Annotated in this window: 16 protein-coding genes; 1 reads left to right on the forward strand and 15 read right to left on the reverse strand. The window is 36.7% G+C overall.

What is annotated here, in order from left to right:
• Positions 1-14: 14 nt before the first annotated feature.
• From AC3RVF_RS05500 to AC3RVF_RS05560, 13 genes are all read right to left on the reverse strand, one after another.
• Entirely contained in the window at positions 15-368 is a 354-nt protein-coding gene (locus tag AC3RVF_RS05500; RefSeq protein ID WP_489692455.1) for a hypothetical protein, read from the reverse strand.
• Positions 369-1,322, reverse strand: a complete 954-nt coding sequence (ftsY, locus tag AC3RVF_RS05505; RefSeq protein ID WP_489692454.1) for a signal recognition particle-docking protein FtsY — start codon at positions 1,320-1,322, stop codon at positions 369-371.
• A gap of 218 nt (positions 1,323-1,540) precedes the next feature.
• Entirely contained in the window at positions 1,541-1,693 is a 153-nt protein-coding gene (locus AC3RVF_RS05510; protein ID WP_489692453.1) for a DUF4295 domain-containing protein, read from the reverse strand.
• 8 nt (positions 1,694-1,701) lie between these two features.
• Positions 1,702-1,884: a 50S ribosomal protein L33 gene (gene rpmG, locus AC3RVF_RS05515; RefSeq protein ID WP_014782808.1), complete on the reverse strand. Its 183-nt coding sequence runs from the start codon at positions 1,882-1,884 to the stop codon at positions 1,702-1,704.
• A 27-nt stretch (positions 1,885-1,911) separates the two neighbouring features.
• Complete coding sequence (gene rpmB / locus AC3RVF_RS05520; RefSeq protein WP_014782807.1) at positions 1,912-2,151, reverse strand: 50S ribosomal protein L28; 240 nt, start codon at positions 2,149-2,151, stop codon at positions 1,912-1,914.
• A 76-nt stretch (positions 2,152-2,227) separates the two neighbouring features.
• On the reverse strand, positions 2,228-3,475 hold the full coding sequence (locus tag AC3RVF_RS05525; protein ID WP_489692452.1) for a CinA family nicotinamide mononucleotide deamidase-related protein: 1,248 nt from the start codon (positions 3,473-3,475) through the stop codon (positions 2,228-2,230).
• 1 nt (position 3,476) lies between these two features.
• The gene (locus AC3RVF_RS05530) at positions 3,477-3,818 is read right to left on the reverse strand and encodes an Hpt domain-containing protein (protein ID WP_489692451.1); all 342 of its coding nucleotides are present in this window, start codon (positions 3,816-3,818) and stop codon (positions 3,477-3,479) included.
• 1 nt (position 3,819) lies between these two features.
• Complete coding sequence (locus tag AC3RVF_RS05535; RefSeq protein WP_489692450.1) at positions 3,820-4,431, reverse strand: fumarylacetoacetate hydrolase family protein; 612 nt, start codon at positions 4,429-4,431, stop codon at positions 3,820-3,822.
• A 7-nt stretch (positions 4,432-4,438) separates the two neighbouring features.
• Positions 4,439-5,212, reverse strand: coding sequence for an exonuclease domain-containing protein (locus tag AC3RVF_RS05540; RefSeq protein ID WP_489692449.1), 774 nt, complete (start codon positions 5,210-5,212; stop codon positions 4,439-4,441).
• Between the two features lie 112 nt (positions 5,213-5,324).
• Positions 5,325-6,638 carry a dihydrolipoamide acetyltransferase family protein gene (locus AC3RVF_RS05545; protein WP_489692448.1) on the reverse strand — a complete coding sequence of 438 codons (1,314 nt, stop codon included), beginning with the start codon at positions 6,636-6,638 and terminating at the stop codon, positions 5,325-5,327.
• A 97-nt stretch (positions 6,639-6,735) separates the two neighbouring features.
• On the reverse strand, positions 6,736-7,857 hold the full coding sequence (locus AC3RVF_RS05550; protein WP_489692447.1) for a glycosyltransferase family 2 protein: 1,122 nt from the start codon (positions 7,855-7,857) through the stop codon (positions 6,736-6,738).
• A 3-nt stretch (positions 7,858-7,860) separates the two neighbouring features.
• Positions 7,861-8,481: a recombination mediator RecR gene (recR, locus tag AC3RVF_RS05555; RefSeq protein WP_489692446.1), complete on the reverse strand. Its 621-nt coding sequence runs from the start codon at positions 8,479-8,481 to the stop codon at positions 7,861-7,863.
• 86 nt (positions 8,482-8,567) lie between these two features.
• Positions 8,568-11,057 (reverse strand): T9SS type A sorting domain-containing protein, encoded by a 2,490-nt coding sequence (locus AC3RVF_RS05560; RefSeq protein WP_489692950.1) that lies wholly within the window; start codon positions 11,055-11,057, stop codon positions 8,568-8,570.
• Positions 11,058-11,191: 134 nt separating this feature from the next.
• Between AC3RVF_RS05560 and AC3RVF_RS05565 the strand changes: the two genes are divergently transcribed.
• Positions 11,192-12,637, forward strand: coding sequence for a sodium:solute symporter (locus AC3RVF_RS05565; protein WP_489692444.1), 1,446 nt, complete (start codon positions 11,192-11,194; stop codon positions 12,635-12,637).
• Here AC3RVF_RS05565 and AC3RVF_RS05570 read toward each other — a convergent pair.
• A complete protein-coding gene (locus tag AC3RVF_RS05570) occupies positions 12,608-12,967 on the reverse strand; it encodes a CoA-binding protein (RefSeq protein WP_489692443.1) in 360 nt (119 codons plus the stop codon). The genes AC3RVF_RS05565 and AC3RVF_RS05570 overlap by 30 nt on opposite strands.
• Positions 12,968-13,388: 421 nt before the next feature.
• Positions 13,389-14,396: a 3-oxoacyl-ACP synthase III family protein gene (locus AC3RVF_RS05575; protein ID WP_489692951.1), complete on the reverse strand. Its 1,008-nt coding sequence runs from the start codon at positions 14,394-14,396 to the stop codon at positions 13,389-13,391.
• Positions 14,397-14,450 lie beyond the last annotated feature (54 nt).

Here is a 14,450-nt window from a genome sequence, read left to right on the forward strand (position 1 = left end):
TAGTATTCGAATTTTTAGCCTCCGTAAGGATTGAAACTATCGAAAAAAGTGAGAAGACTGCTTTGCGAAAGATGAAAAAGCAGAATTAATATTATATAAAAAATTACATGTCCTTTTTTGAAATATTTCTTATTTAGAAAATAAACCCCTAAAATAAGTAATCCCAAAAGAAACGGAATAAAAGACAAATAAGGAAAAGCAATAGATTTATATAAATCTATTGGCATCAAAGGATTTGGCACCGATTTTATGAAATATCGAATAATATTAAAACCATGATAACCAGTAAGAATTCCCACATAACCTACTAAGAGTATTAGTATATATTGAAAAAGTTTGCTGGGTTTTTGAGTTTCTTTAGCTTCCATTTATTTAAAGAATGAATCTACAAATTCATGTTTGTTGAACACTTGAAGATCTTCCATTCGTTCGCCAACGCCAATATATTTTACAGGTATCTGAAACTGATCGCTAATGCCTATAACCACGCCACCTTTTGCCGTACCATCAAGTTTCGTGACAGCTAGTGAAGTAACTTCGGTTGCAGCGGTAAATTGTTTGGCTTGTTCAAAGGCATTTTGGCCGGTAGATCCGTCCAAAACCAAAAGCACATCGTGCGGTGCATCTGGAATAACCTTTTGCATTACACGCTTCACCTTTGTAAGCTCGTTCATTAAATTTACTTTATTGTGAAGTCGGCCAGCTGTGTCTATAATAACCACATCTGCATTTTGAGTTACTGCGCTTTGTAAAGTATCAAAAGCAACACTTGCAGGATCACTACCCATACTTTGCTTAACAATTGTTACATCGGTACGGTCTGCCCAAATCTGGAGTTGATCAATAGCTGCCGCACGAAAAGTGTCTGCAGCTCCCAAAACTACTGTTTTCCCGGATTTTTTAAATTGATAGGCAAGTTTACCAATAGTTGTTGTTTTACCTACGCCGTTTACGCCAACAACCATAATAACGTATGGTTTTTTGTTTTGAGGAATTTCAAACTCAGTTGCATTTCCCGAATCAATTTCACTTAAAAGTCCTGCAATTTCCTCGCGGAGAATTTTATTCAATTCATCGGTTCCCAAAAATTTATCTCTGGAAACTCTTTCTTCAATTCTAGTAATTATTTTGAGAGTTGTATTTACGCCAACGTCACTGGAAACTAAAATTTCTTCAAGATTATCTAGAACGTCAACATCAACTTTGCTTTTTCCGGCAACAGCTTTACTTAGCTTATCGAAAAAGGAAGTTTTGGATTTTTCAAGTCCTTTATCGAGCGTTTCTTTTTTCTCTTTCGAAAATATTTTTTTAAATAGACTCATGGTTTTGTGTTCAGTGGTACGTAATCAATAATCAGTAAAATTAGTTGATTTTTTCACTTAAACAAAGTTTCAAACTTTGTCAAATTTTAAAATTTACGATTGCATTGTTATTTTCAGGGAAAACGATCTCAACCATTTGCTCTGAAAGTGATGAATTGGTAGCAATACGAAAAGCCACCTTCGTAAAAAAGTGGCTTTATCTTAATATTTTAAGCTGGTTATTTTTTGTTCAACCAGTCGTTTACCAATTCTGGGGCCATAATAGCTTCAGAAAATGTATATGCCCCTGATTTTGGCGATTTAACCATTTTTATTGCTTTGGATAAACGCTTTGAACCTGTTTGTAACGATGCTACTGATTTCTTTGCCATGACTTATATTATTTAATCTCTTTATGAACCGTCATTTTCTTAAGAATAGGGTTGAATTTCTTCAACTCCATTCTATCCGGTGTATTCTTTTTGTTTTTGGTAGTGATGTAACGAGAAGTTCCAGCTTGTCCAGACTCCTTGTGCTCAGTGCACTCCAAAATTACTTGTACTCTATTTCCTTTTTTAGCCATTGTAATAGACTTTATTGATTAGTGCAATTATTTAGTTAAAAAGCCTTTTTCGCGAGCTTCTTTCATAACCGCAGAAATACCTTTTTTATTGATGTCTTTTATAGCAGAAGCCGAAACACGAAGGGTTACCCACTTATCTTCTTCTGGGATATAAAAACGCTTTTTCAGCAAGTTTACATCAAACTTACGTTTGGTTTTATTCATTGCGTGCGATACGTTATTCCCAACCATCGCTTTCTTTCCGGTAAGTTCACAAACTCTTGACATTCCTTAACCTTTTTAGTTATTTTTAAAACAGGGTGCAAATTTAAGTAATTCTTTTGTTATGCACAACAAAAGAAAATTAGTTTTTTGATATTTCTTTTAGAAGTATCTCAAAGGCCTTATTTATAGACTTTTCAATAACACGATAACGGTCATTTCCAAAGTTGAATTTCTCTGAAATCACTCCTTTGGGCGAAGCAATAGCAATGCATACCGTGCCAACTTCATCTTTTCCGTCGCCTTTTGTGGGACCAGCAATTCCGGTAGTTGCAATTGCATAATCTGTATTAAAAAGTTTGCAACAATTAATAGCCATACTTTCTGCTACTTCTATACTTACAACAGTATATTCTTTAATTAGAGAAGCTGGAACGCCAAGAAGCTTAGTTTTTAGCTCAGTTTTATACGGAATTATACTTCCTGATAAAAAAGTAGATGCGCCAGCTTCAGCAATAATGTGTTGCACTATCGCTCCACCCGTGCAGCTTTCTGCCAAACTTAAAGTCTGATTTTTATCATTGAGAATATGTGCTATTCTGCCAACAATACTAGTTTCATCTTCAAAGCCTACTGCAATGTCTGCAAGCATTTCGTTTAAAACCGCCATTTGCGAGTCGATACTATCTTTTAGGAACTTTTCGTCCTTTCCTGAGGAAGACAACCGCAAACGCACCTTTCCTAAAGAAGGCAAATAGGCTAACTTAATATTTTCTGGCAAATTATTTTCCCAATCGGCAATTCTTTCGGCAATTATACTTTCGCCAAGGCCGTATGTTAATAGCGTTTTATGATAAATAAATGGTCTGCTAAAACGGCTTATAATCTTGGGCAATACTTCATCTTGCAACAGATTTTTCATTTCGTAAGGAACGCCAGGCAGAGACACAAAGACTACTCCGTCTTTCTCCATCCACATTCCCGGTGCTGTGCCGTGCAGATTTGTTAAAATAGTGGCTTTCGATGGAACCATTGCTTGTTGGAAATTTGCAGGCAAAGGTTTGTTGAGATTATATCTCTTAAAAAGTTGCTCAATATTCTGCAGCACTTCTTTATTCTCAACCAAAACATCGTCGAAAAAATCGCAGAAAGTCTGTTTTGTAATATCGTCTTTCGTGGGACCTAATCCGCCGGTAATTATAACGAGATCGGCGTGTTGCTTAGCATCTTTAAAAGCTTGCAATATATGGTCGCAGTCATCTTGTATTGAAGTAATTTGATAAACCTTTACCCCTACTTTGTTCAGCTCTTTTGAAATATGAGCTGAATTTGTATCAATAATTTGGCCGATGAGAATCTCATCGCCGATAGTAATAATTTCTGCAAGCATATTATAATTGGAAATCTTTTCTCAACTCCTCAAACACAAGGTTTAAAGTGGAAACCACGTTTTCCAAGTGTGGAAGAACTGTAGCTTTATTTTTAGACGTTTTGGACCACGCTTCAATGCTCGTGATATCTTTTAGCGCATCTATACCGAACATTTCAATGTTCGGCTTCATTTTATGGGCAAATTGATATGCCAATTCTCTATTCTCGTTTTCTATGGCTTCTTTCATAGAATTTAAATCTGGCGGAATTTCATCTAGAAATGTCTGCGCCAATATCTGCAAAAAATCCTGATCTCCATCAGCGATTTCACTCAGATTCTCCTTTTCATAATATTTAGTCATCTTATTTTACTTTTATGGAAAACATTTCTGTTTCACCTATATAACCCGTTAATACATCATCGGTCTCAACTCTCCCAACACCTGCGGGCGTTCCGGTAAAGATAATATCCCCAATTTTTAGTGTGAAATATTTCGAAATATATTCGATTAACGCATCAATTTTCCACATCATCAGCATAGAATTACCCTTTTGAACGGTTAATCCATTGCGTTTCAGGCTGAAATCGATACTATTTATGTCTTTAAATTCTTCTTTTTTGATGAAATTTCCTATAACCGCAGCTCCATCAAATGATTTTGCCTTTTCCCAAGGCAATCCATTTTCCTTCAATTTAAGCTGTAAATCTCTAGCAGTAAAGTCTATCCCCAAACCAATTTCGTCATAATATTTATGTGCGAATTTTTGATCAATGTGCTTTCCAATTTTGTTGATGCGAACCAACAATTCTACTTCGTGCTGTACATCGTTTGAAAATTCTGGAATAAAGAACGGTTGCTTCTTTAATAATATTGCGGTGTCCGGTTTTAAAAAGATAATGGGCTCGGTAGGTTTGGCGTTATCGAGTTCTTTTATATGATCGGCATAATTTCGACCAATGCAGATTATTTTCATCTTGCAATTAAAATTTTGTGTTTAACTTTTGAAGTCGGATACGTGTTAATACCTGTTTGGTATAGAGTGGAAAATCAGCATTGAGCAACCATCCATAATAGCCAGAATCCTTTTCAAGAATTTCTGTTACCACACTTCCTTTATATTTTCCGAAGGAGAAAACCTCAACACCTTCCTCATTATAACCTATAAAACCAGCAAAATCGGCATGGTCTCTGTGAGAACTAAAATCGGCCAAAAAATTTACATCGTTTTCGAGCTCGCTATATTTGTCTAATTGCGACTTTAAAACTTCGTAGGTAGCATTTGTATCTGCAGCTGCACTGTGTGCATCTTTTAAATCTTTGTTACAATAAAACTTATAGGCTGCTTCCAAAGTACGTTTTTCCATTTTGTGAAAAATAGTTTGTACATCTACAGACAGCGCTTTTTTCATATCAAAATCTACCTCCGCACGAAGCAATTCTTCTGCTAGTAACGGAATATCAAAACGATTGGAGTTAAAACCACCCAAATCGCAGTCTTTTATCAAAGCGTAAACTTGAGGCGCAAGATCTTTGAACGTAGGCTCGTTTGCAACCATTGCATCCGTAATTCCGTGTATTTCGGTAGATCCTGCAGGAATGGACATTTCAGGATTAACGCGCCACGTATGACTTTCCTTGTTACCGTTAGGATATACTTTTAGGATAGCAATTTCTACGATTCTGTCTTTAGCCACATTAATTCCTGTGGTTTCAAGATCGAAAAAGCAGATTGGTTTTTTTAAGTTAAGTTCCATTGTATTATTTTAAAAAGGCAAAGATACCTCTTATTCAAACTTTGAAAAAAGGTTAAAACTGAAAAGAGGATTTTGAGTCTCAAAATCCTCTTTTTCAATATTTTATATAATTTTAAATTTCTCGATTTACATCCCAAGCTTCCAAATAATCGGCTACTTGTTTTACAAATTGTCCACCCAAAGCACCGTTTACAACTCTGTGGTCATAACTGTGCGAAAGGAACATTTTAAAGCGAATTCCTATAAAATCACCCTCTGGAGTTTCAATAACCGCAGGCACTTTACGAATGGCGCCCAAAGCCAAAATACCCACTTGAGGTTGGTTGATAATTGGTGTACCCATAATACTTCCGAAGGTCCCCACATTAGTAACAGTGTAGGTTCCACCCTGAATATCGTCTGGTTTCAGTTTGTTTTCACGAGCTCTACTTGCAAGATCGTTCACCGCTTTACTCATTCCAAGTAAATTTAACTGATCTGCATTTTTAATTACAGGAACAATCAAGTTACCATCGGGAAGTGCCGCAGCCATTCCAAGGTTAATATTTTTACGTTTTATGATGTTATTACCATCAACGGCAATATTCATCATTGGGAAGTCTTTTAGGGCTTTTGCCACAGCTTCCATAAATATTGGGGTAAAAGTTAAATTCTCTCCTTCACGTTTTGCGAAAGCTCCTTTTACTTTATTTCTCCAATTCCAAACGTTAGTAACATCGCATTCCACAAACGACTGAACGTGCGCAGAAGTTTGCGTACTTTCCACCATGTGGTGTGCTATAAGTTTGCCCATTCGGGTCATTTCTGTAACCTCATCGCCGTTACTAAGTGAAACAGCAGCTTTTGGTTTTGCAGTTTCCTGTTTTTTGGTTTCAACAACCTTTTGTGGTTGCTCAGCGCTCGAAGTTTGTTTTGCCGTAGAACGATTTTCAACATATGCTAAAATATCGTTTTTGGTAACGCGACCATCTTTCCCAGTGCCTGCTATTGCATCAAGTTCAGATTGTGCAATACCTTCAGCGGCAGCTATATTTTTAACTAATGGCGAATAGAAACGATCTCCTGTGTTTTCTATTGCCGTTTGTGTAGATTCTTTTGCAGTATCAACATGTTGTTCAACTTGTTTAACTACTTCTGGTGAAGGGGTGCTTTCGGCTACAGATTTTTCTGTGTCGTTATTTCCACCTTCAGTTTCAATTATGGCAATGGTTTGCCCCACTTGCACCACATCATCAACGTTAAAAAGTTTTTCAATCAAAACCCCGTCAACTTCACTTGGCACTTCGCTATCTACCTTGTCGGTAGCTATTTCAAGTACCGCCTCATCAGCCTCTATTTTATCTCCTACTTCTTTAAGCCAGTTGGTCAAGGTTGCTTCTGCAACACTTTCGCCCATCTTGGGCAATTTCAATTCAAATTTTGCCATAGTATAATTTCAATATCGAATTTTGTAAGCACTCTCGCGCTCGTTTTAAAACGTTGCAAAATTAGTTAAAATTTGCTCGTTTAGTGTTTCAATTATCTTAAAAAACAACTACTCCGCCCTTTTCGTCGCTTTGATCACTTCCTATTATGAAGTTACAGCCAGTTGGGCGAATGCGGAAGAGATTGTTTTTGCCTTTTAGCTGTTTCATTATTCTGAAAATTTCATTGTAAGAAATATATTCAACATCAAAAACTAATAGACTGTTTTCTAGCACAATTAGCGTGTGCATGTTTTTTGATACCATCTGAAAAACGGTTGCCGTACTCGCCGAGAGATTCTCGAGCAGCTCAATGTTTTCAGTGAAAAAATAGTTTCTTTCAAGCTTCGGCTGCATATTTACATTTGCTTCCGAAGAAAACCTTCGCATTGTTTTGGCCAAAGCCACACCTGCAGAAACCGAACTTTCCAAAAAGAAGTTTTTATTGAAATGTTTTCCGTAAAAAATCTGCATCGCACCGTAAAAACGTTCAAAATACGCATCGTCCTTTTTGGTGCTTTCACCTTTATAGTGCAGGACTGTCGTGCTTCCTAAGTAATGATTATTATATCCGGCTTGGGTTATTTTATAAGACAAATCTATGTCTTCTCCATACATAAAATAGTCTTCATCAAATCCTCCTACCTCGTTGTAAATACTTCTTTTAAGAAACATAAAAGCGCCAACAAGCACATCTACGGGACCGTGTTCTGTTTCTGAAAATTGATTGGCGTAATATTTTTTAGTGAAGCCTGTTAATTTTAAAAGAGAAACTTTTGGCGTAGGAAGGTTGCGTTTGCTTTCGGAAAGGAAATTACCCGTCCCGTCCATTAAATAAACTCCTAAAGCGCCAATATCTGCAATGCTTTCAGAATATTTTAAAGCTTGTTGAAAAGTATCTTCTGCAACCGCAGTATCAGGATTTAAAATACAAACATATTCGCCTTTTGCAATAGCAACGGCTTGGTTGTTTGCTTTACTGAAACCCACATTTTCTTTATTTTCAATCAAAACCACTTTCGGGAAATGGGTTTTGACCATTTGGCAACTATCGTCCTTGGAGTCGTTATCTATTACAATAATTTCAGCATCCAGATTTTCAATTGCTTTTTGGACAGAAAGAATGCATTGTTCTAAAAAATAACGCACATTATAATTAAGAATAACAACGGATAGTTTCAAGGATTAAGTGTTTTTAAGTGAAGTTTCAAATGGAACACGATGCAGGATACTTCGCCCTAGGGTAACCTCATCTGCATATTCAAGTTCATCACCAACGGCAATACCACGTGCAATTGTAGTGGTTGTAATATTGTAGGGCTCTATCTGTTTATAAATGTAAAAATTGGTAGTATCGCCTTCCATAGTTGAGCTAAGTGCGAAAATAAGTTCGCGAACGCTTCCTGCTTTCACTTTTTCAACAAGAGACGGAATGCTTAAATCGCCAGGTCCAATGCCATCCATTGGCGAAATTTTTCCACCTAAAACGTGATAATGACCACGATACTGGCTCGTATTTTCAATAGCCATAACATCGCGTATGTCTTCCACCACGCAAACCAGTTGTTCGTCGCGACGTGGATTGGCGCAAATTTCGCAAAGTTTTGAGTCGCTAATATTGTGGCAGTTTTCGCAAAAATTTATCTCTTCGCGCACTTTTACCAAACTACCAGCTAATTTTTGTGATTGCTCCTTGGGTTGTTTTAATAAATGTAACACCAAACGCAAGGCAGTCCGTTTTCCAATTCCTGGGAGCTGGGACATCTCATTTACTGCATTCTCAAGAAGTTTTGAAGAAAATTCCATAGCCTAATTCCTGCTGCGAAGTTATAAAAAAAATGCTTCAGAAAAAGATGTTTTTCCTGAAGCATTTCTAGTATAAAAAATTGTTTTTAGTTTATAAGAAGCTTTTTAGTTGCTGTTCCTTCTTCACTATTAATACGAACAAAATAAGTTCCAGTAGTAAGTGCTGAAACATTAAACGCATGCTTGTTTGAAGCTAAAGCTTCTGCTTCATAAATAAGCAGTTTTCCAGTAATATCAAAAATTCTTACTTCAACTTTCATTGCTTTTGGCAAAGCGATAGTAAATTCAGAAGATGCAGGATTCGGATATATTGAAACATTACTTTCAGAAATTCTATCTTCAACCCCAGCAATTGCAGATACTAAAGGAGAAGACCATAATCCTCTACCATAAGTTCCAGCATAAAGCAAACCATCAACATTGTTTATTTCTAACTCATTTACATATACGTTAGGCAATAAGTTGCTATATGGCTGCCAATCTGTGAATGTGTTGTCTATATAATAGATTCCATAATCCATTCCTAAATAAAGACCGTCTTGGCCATTATCGTCCCACACTACAGCGAAAGCACTGAAGTTTGGAAGGTTCTTTTTATAATTAATCCAGGTTTCACCACCATCTATTGAAACCAATACGCGATTAGTAGCACCTACCGCTACTGCTATTTTATCGGGATTTGTTGGATGAATAGCGATTGAATTTATGGTTCCGCCCGGGCTAGTTGCCTGAACCCAATCTGTAGCTCCTCCATCAGTAGTTTTATAAAGAAAAACTGATCGTGAGGCATACATTACTTGGTTGTTAGAAGGAGCTATTTTTAAGTTATCTAAATTCGCTCCCAGATTTTGTGAAATAGCCGTCCAGCTGGTTCCAAATGTTGTTGACTTATAAACAATATTATAGCCTACATAAATTACACCATTATCTGTAGGATCTTGTTCAAAAGGTGTAACCCAGTTTCCTGACCCACTACCTGGTTCGTTAAGACCTGTATATGAATTTCCGCCATTACTGGAACGATACATTTGTCCGCCTTGTGAAGTCCCGAAAAACATATTATTATTTGCTTTATCTACAAATGATTCCATTCCATCTGCGCCCAACCAGTCTTTCCATCCTGTGGCAGCTTTGTAAAAAGAAGTACCGTTATCCTGTGCACCTCCTGAAACAATAACATCTGCGGTTTGTGACACACCAATTTTATAAAATTGACGTATTCCAAGACCATCTGTTAAGTCTTCGTAATAATTTGCGCTAACCGTTCCTGTGTTTGCTGCTTTATATACACCTCCATCAGTAACTGCAAATAATGTAGTTCCATAAAATTGAAGATCATCCACATCTGCGTGGCAATAGCCTATATTTTGTGAAGCGGCATTTCCAGGTACCCAATCTGAGGTACAAGAAAAGTCAACACCACCATTGGTTGAACGCCAAGTTAGAATTCCTGCAATGTGTACTTCATTTACATCGGTTGGATTTACAGCAATAGCCATATCTCGTGGAGCTTGTCCGTTATTATCGTTACCACTAGTGCTATAACCAAAAAAGTTAAGGCCTCCGTGATTCAATTTTGTAAAAGAGTCTCCTACATCGCTTGAAGTGTAAAAACCACCGAATCTACCGCCCGAAGCCTCTAACACATAAACTACATCTGCATCATCTTCAGAAACCCCAATCATTTTAGGTCCAGAAGCAAAACCACCTATTGTAGTAAAGGTTGCCCCTCCATCAATAGATTTATGGAAACCTGTTCCTGTAGCATAAACAACTGAAAGATCGCCAGGTTTAAATTCAATATCATAGCCTCTGTTATCAGTTACTGGCTTCACCCAATTTATTCCTCCATCTGTAGAACGATAAACACCTGCATTGTCTGCGGAAGCAAACATCATACTAGTATCAGCAGGGTTAATTAATATTTTGTTTACGTTACTATTCCCTATGGTTCCTAAAAGCGCCCAAGTTGCTCCTGCATCTGTAGATTTATAAATACTACCGTTAGTTGAACCAAAAAAGTACGTATCAGAATTTGAAGGATCAATAGCCACTGAATAAACCGAAAGATTCGAAAAATAATCGCTTAGCGGTGTCCAAGTTTGTGCACCATCTGTTGTGCTCCAAACACCACCTGTGTTTGCTCCAACAATCATATGATCTGGATCTCCTTCATCAATTGCAAGGCCAGTAATTCTACCCACTCCAGGATTCCATCCAGAAGTTGCGTTCCATGATGTTGGTCCTAATTCTTGCCAATTATCGGTAAGAACACGTCTGTTAGACGCTGTTTCGTTTAGATAAGCATTCCATTGTTGAAGTTCATTTAAGCGTTCTTGGTTTGAGGGAAGATATCCATCTTCTTTTACTCTGCGCAACGCATTGTACTCCCATCTTTTAAATTGTTTGTAACCTGTTCCTCTGCCTTTGTCTGTATTAGCAAAGTAAGTTTCAGCACTGTCTATAACATCTTGCACCTTATAGGTACCGGCATCAATCATTTGTAGATATTCTTGTGCCTGACTGGCAAAAGAACCCAATAATAATGTAAAAATTAAGAGTAATTTAAAACGCATTTTTTTAAGTTTAAGGGAGTTATACAATTTTTTCAATCAAAGATTTCAAATGTATTAAAAATAAAAATTGTGGGGTAAGCATTCTTTGTATTTTTACCCGAATTAAATTTCCTAACCATTAGCATCTAAATTTTATGCAACCATTACATATACTGCTACTTATTCTTGCTTACTTTTTAGTTCTAATACTAATTTCCTATTTCACGAATAAGGGTGGTAGTAATGCCGATTTCTTCAAGGCAGGCAAACAGTCGCCTTGGTATTTAGTAGCTTTTGGAATGATTGGCGCGTCGCTTAGCGGGGTAACATTTATATCTGTTCCTGGATGGGTGGAAGCTTCAAAATTTAGCTATTTTCAAGTGGTTTTGGGATACATAGTGGGTTATGCAGTTATCGGAACTGTACTTTTGCCATTGTATTACCGATTAAACTTGACTTCAATTTATAGTTACTTAGAAGGAAGATTCGGTAATGCTTCGTATAAAACAGGGGCAAGTTTCTTTTTGCTTTCAAGAGTAGTTGGTGCCAGCTTTAGATTATATTTAGTAGCTGTAGTATTACAAAGTTTAATCTTCGACGACCTCAACATTCCTTTCTGGGTTACTGTAACCATTACAATATTATTGATTTGGCTTTATACCTTTAAAAGCGGAATAAAAACCATCGTTTGGACAGATACGCTGCAAACTCTCTTTATGCTTGTAGCGGTTGGAGTTTCAGTATATTTTGTTTCCACAGATTTGGGACTTTCGGGAAGTGATCTTTTCACTTTTATTGCAGATAGCGATATGAGCCAGATTTTCTTTTTTGACGATTGGAAATCGAGCGATTATTTTGTGAAACAGTTCCTTAGCGGAGCTTTTATAGCTATTGTAATGACTGGTTTAGATCAAGATATGATGCAGAAAAACCTAACCTGCCGCAACCTGAAAGATGCACAGAAAAATATGTTTTGGTTTACTATTGTACTTACCATCGTGAATTTTGTGTTTTTGGTTCTTGGATTATTACTAACCGTTTATGCTTCTCAAAACGGAATTGACGCCCACAAAGACCAATTGTACCCAATACTCGCAATGCAAAATGAATTTGGAATTGGCGTTGCAGTGCTGTTTATTTTAGGATTGATTGCCGCGGCATATAGCAGTGCCGATAGCGCATTAACGGCGCTAACCACTTCTTTTAGTATAGATATTTTAGATATTGAAAAGAGATACGACGAAGCAAAGCAAATACGTGTCCGCAAACTAATTCACATATTGGTTTCTGTTCTTTTGATTGTCGTAATAATATTCTTCAAATATGTTATTGCCGATGAATCTGTAATTGCAAAACTATTTGTATTTGCTGGCTATACGTATGGTCCACTCTTGGGACTTTATGCGTACGGACTTTTCACAAAATGGAATGTGAAAGACAAACTCGTTCCCGTAGTAGCAATATTGACGCCGTTTGTAGGCTATGCAATTAGTGCCTTAAGCCTAGCATACTTGAATTTTGAATTCGGATTTTTTATACTTATTTTGAATGGTGCGCTTACGTTTTTCGGCTTAATATTGATTCGTACCCAAAAGAACTAAGGTGCAAGCTACTTCGCTTTCAATATTATTTTTTTTAAGAATTTCATAAAATTCAGGATTCTCTGTGCCGGGATTAAAAATAACACGCGCTGGTTTTAGTGAGACTATATAATCGTAATATTCCACTTGGCGCTTGGCGTTTAAATAAAGTGTTACTGTATCAATAGCTTCAAGCGGTTGCTTTTCTGTAATAATAGAAACACCTGCAACTTCACCTTGTTTTAAACCAATTGCTACAACGGGATGTCCGTATTTTACTAATCTGTTGATAGCTATGTTTGAATATCGTCCGGGATTAAGGCTGGCGCCAAGTACTAATGTGTTCTTCATTTCAAATATTTTTTTATGAAAAATACAATTCTACCTTTCAAGATTTCACAAAGATTCGTTAAAATGAAAAATCGCATGAAACAATTGTAACTTTTATACGTCTATGTAGTAGTTAGAGTTATTGTTCTTTACTGCGACAATTTTACGTTGATGGTTAGTGTTAATTATAGCAGTAAAGATTCAAACCCGGAGCAAATGCTTCGGGTTTGTTTGTTTAATACCAACTGTGTTATTGTTGTGTTAAATGACGGTTTGTAGTGAAACTATTATGTGTTTTAATCTGTCTATATATTAGATACCTAAAATTTCATTTTATAATTTATTTGAATTAGCCTTTAACGAATTATACCTTTTTTAGGTAAAAGAAAAGCCTTTCAGTTTTACTGAAAGGCTTTCTTTATTTTATCTGTTCTGAAGTGTTTTACCACCTAATTATGGCGCTTCCCCACGTAAATCCACTTCCAAAGGCTGCCAAAACAACCAAATCGCCTTCCTTAATTTTTCCTTCTTCCCAAGCTTCTGTAAGTGCAATAGGAATGGAAGCGGCCGTTGTGTTTCCGTATTTTTGAATATTATTGAAAACTTGGTCGTCTGTCAATTTCAATTTATGTTGAATAAACTGCGAAATACGCAAATTAGCCTGATGCGGAATAAGCATATCAATATCTTTCACTTCAAGATTATTGGCTTCTAAACCTTCTTTAATTACTTCTGAAAAACGAACAATGGCGTGTTTAAAAACAAACTGCCCATTCATTACCGGATAATATGGAATATCTTCTTGCGGATTTTCAGCTATAATTTGTGGCACCCAATGCTCTGTGCTGGGGCCTTTAAGCGAAAGTTCGTTTTTATGTTGTCCTTCGCTATGAAGGTGTGTTGAAAGAATGCCTCCTTTTTCATTTTCATTTCTCGAAACCACTACAGCTCCTGCGCCATCACCAAAAATAACCGATACATTTCTACCTCGCGTAGTAAAATCGAGTCCGCCGCTGTGGTTTTCGCTACCAATTACTAAAACGTTTTTATACATTCCTGTTTTCACAAATTGATCTGCTACCGACAAAGCATATATAAAACCGCTGCATTGATTACGAACATCCAAAGCAGGAATGGTGCGCATTCCCATCATTTCCTGTACTTCTACCCCGCCGCCCGGAAAATACATATCTGGACTCAATGTGGCAAAAACAATCATATCAATATCGTTTGGCACAAGCTTGGCGCGTTCTAAAGCGATTTTTGAAGCCTTTACCGCCATTACCGAAGTAGAATTGTCATCGCCTTTCTTTATATGTCGGCGTTCCTTTATTCCCGTTCTCTCTTGTATCCAAGCGTCATTAGTATCCATCAACTTTGAGAGATCGTCATTAGTAACTATATTTTCGGGCACGTAAGATCCCAAACCAGTAATTTTTGAAGTGTACATTTATTTCAATTTTAAATAGAGTTGAAAGATAAATATATAACTCATTTCAACGAA

This window comes from Aequorivita sp. IT1183 (genome assembly GCF_058068265.1).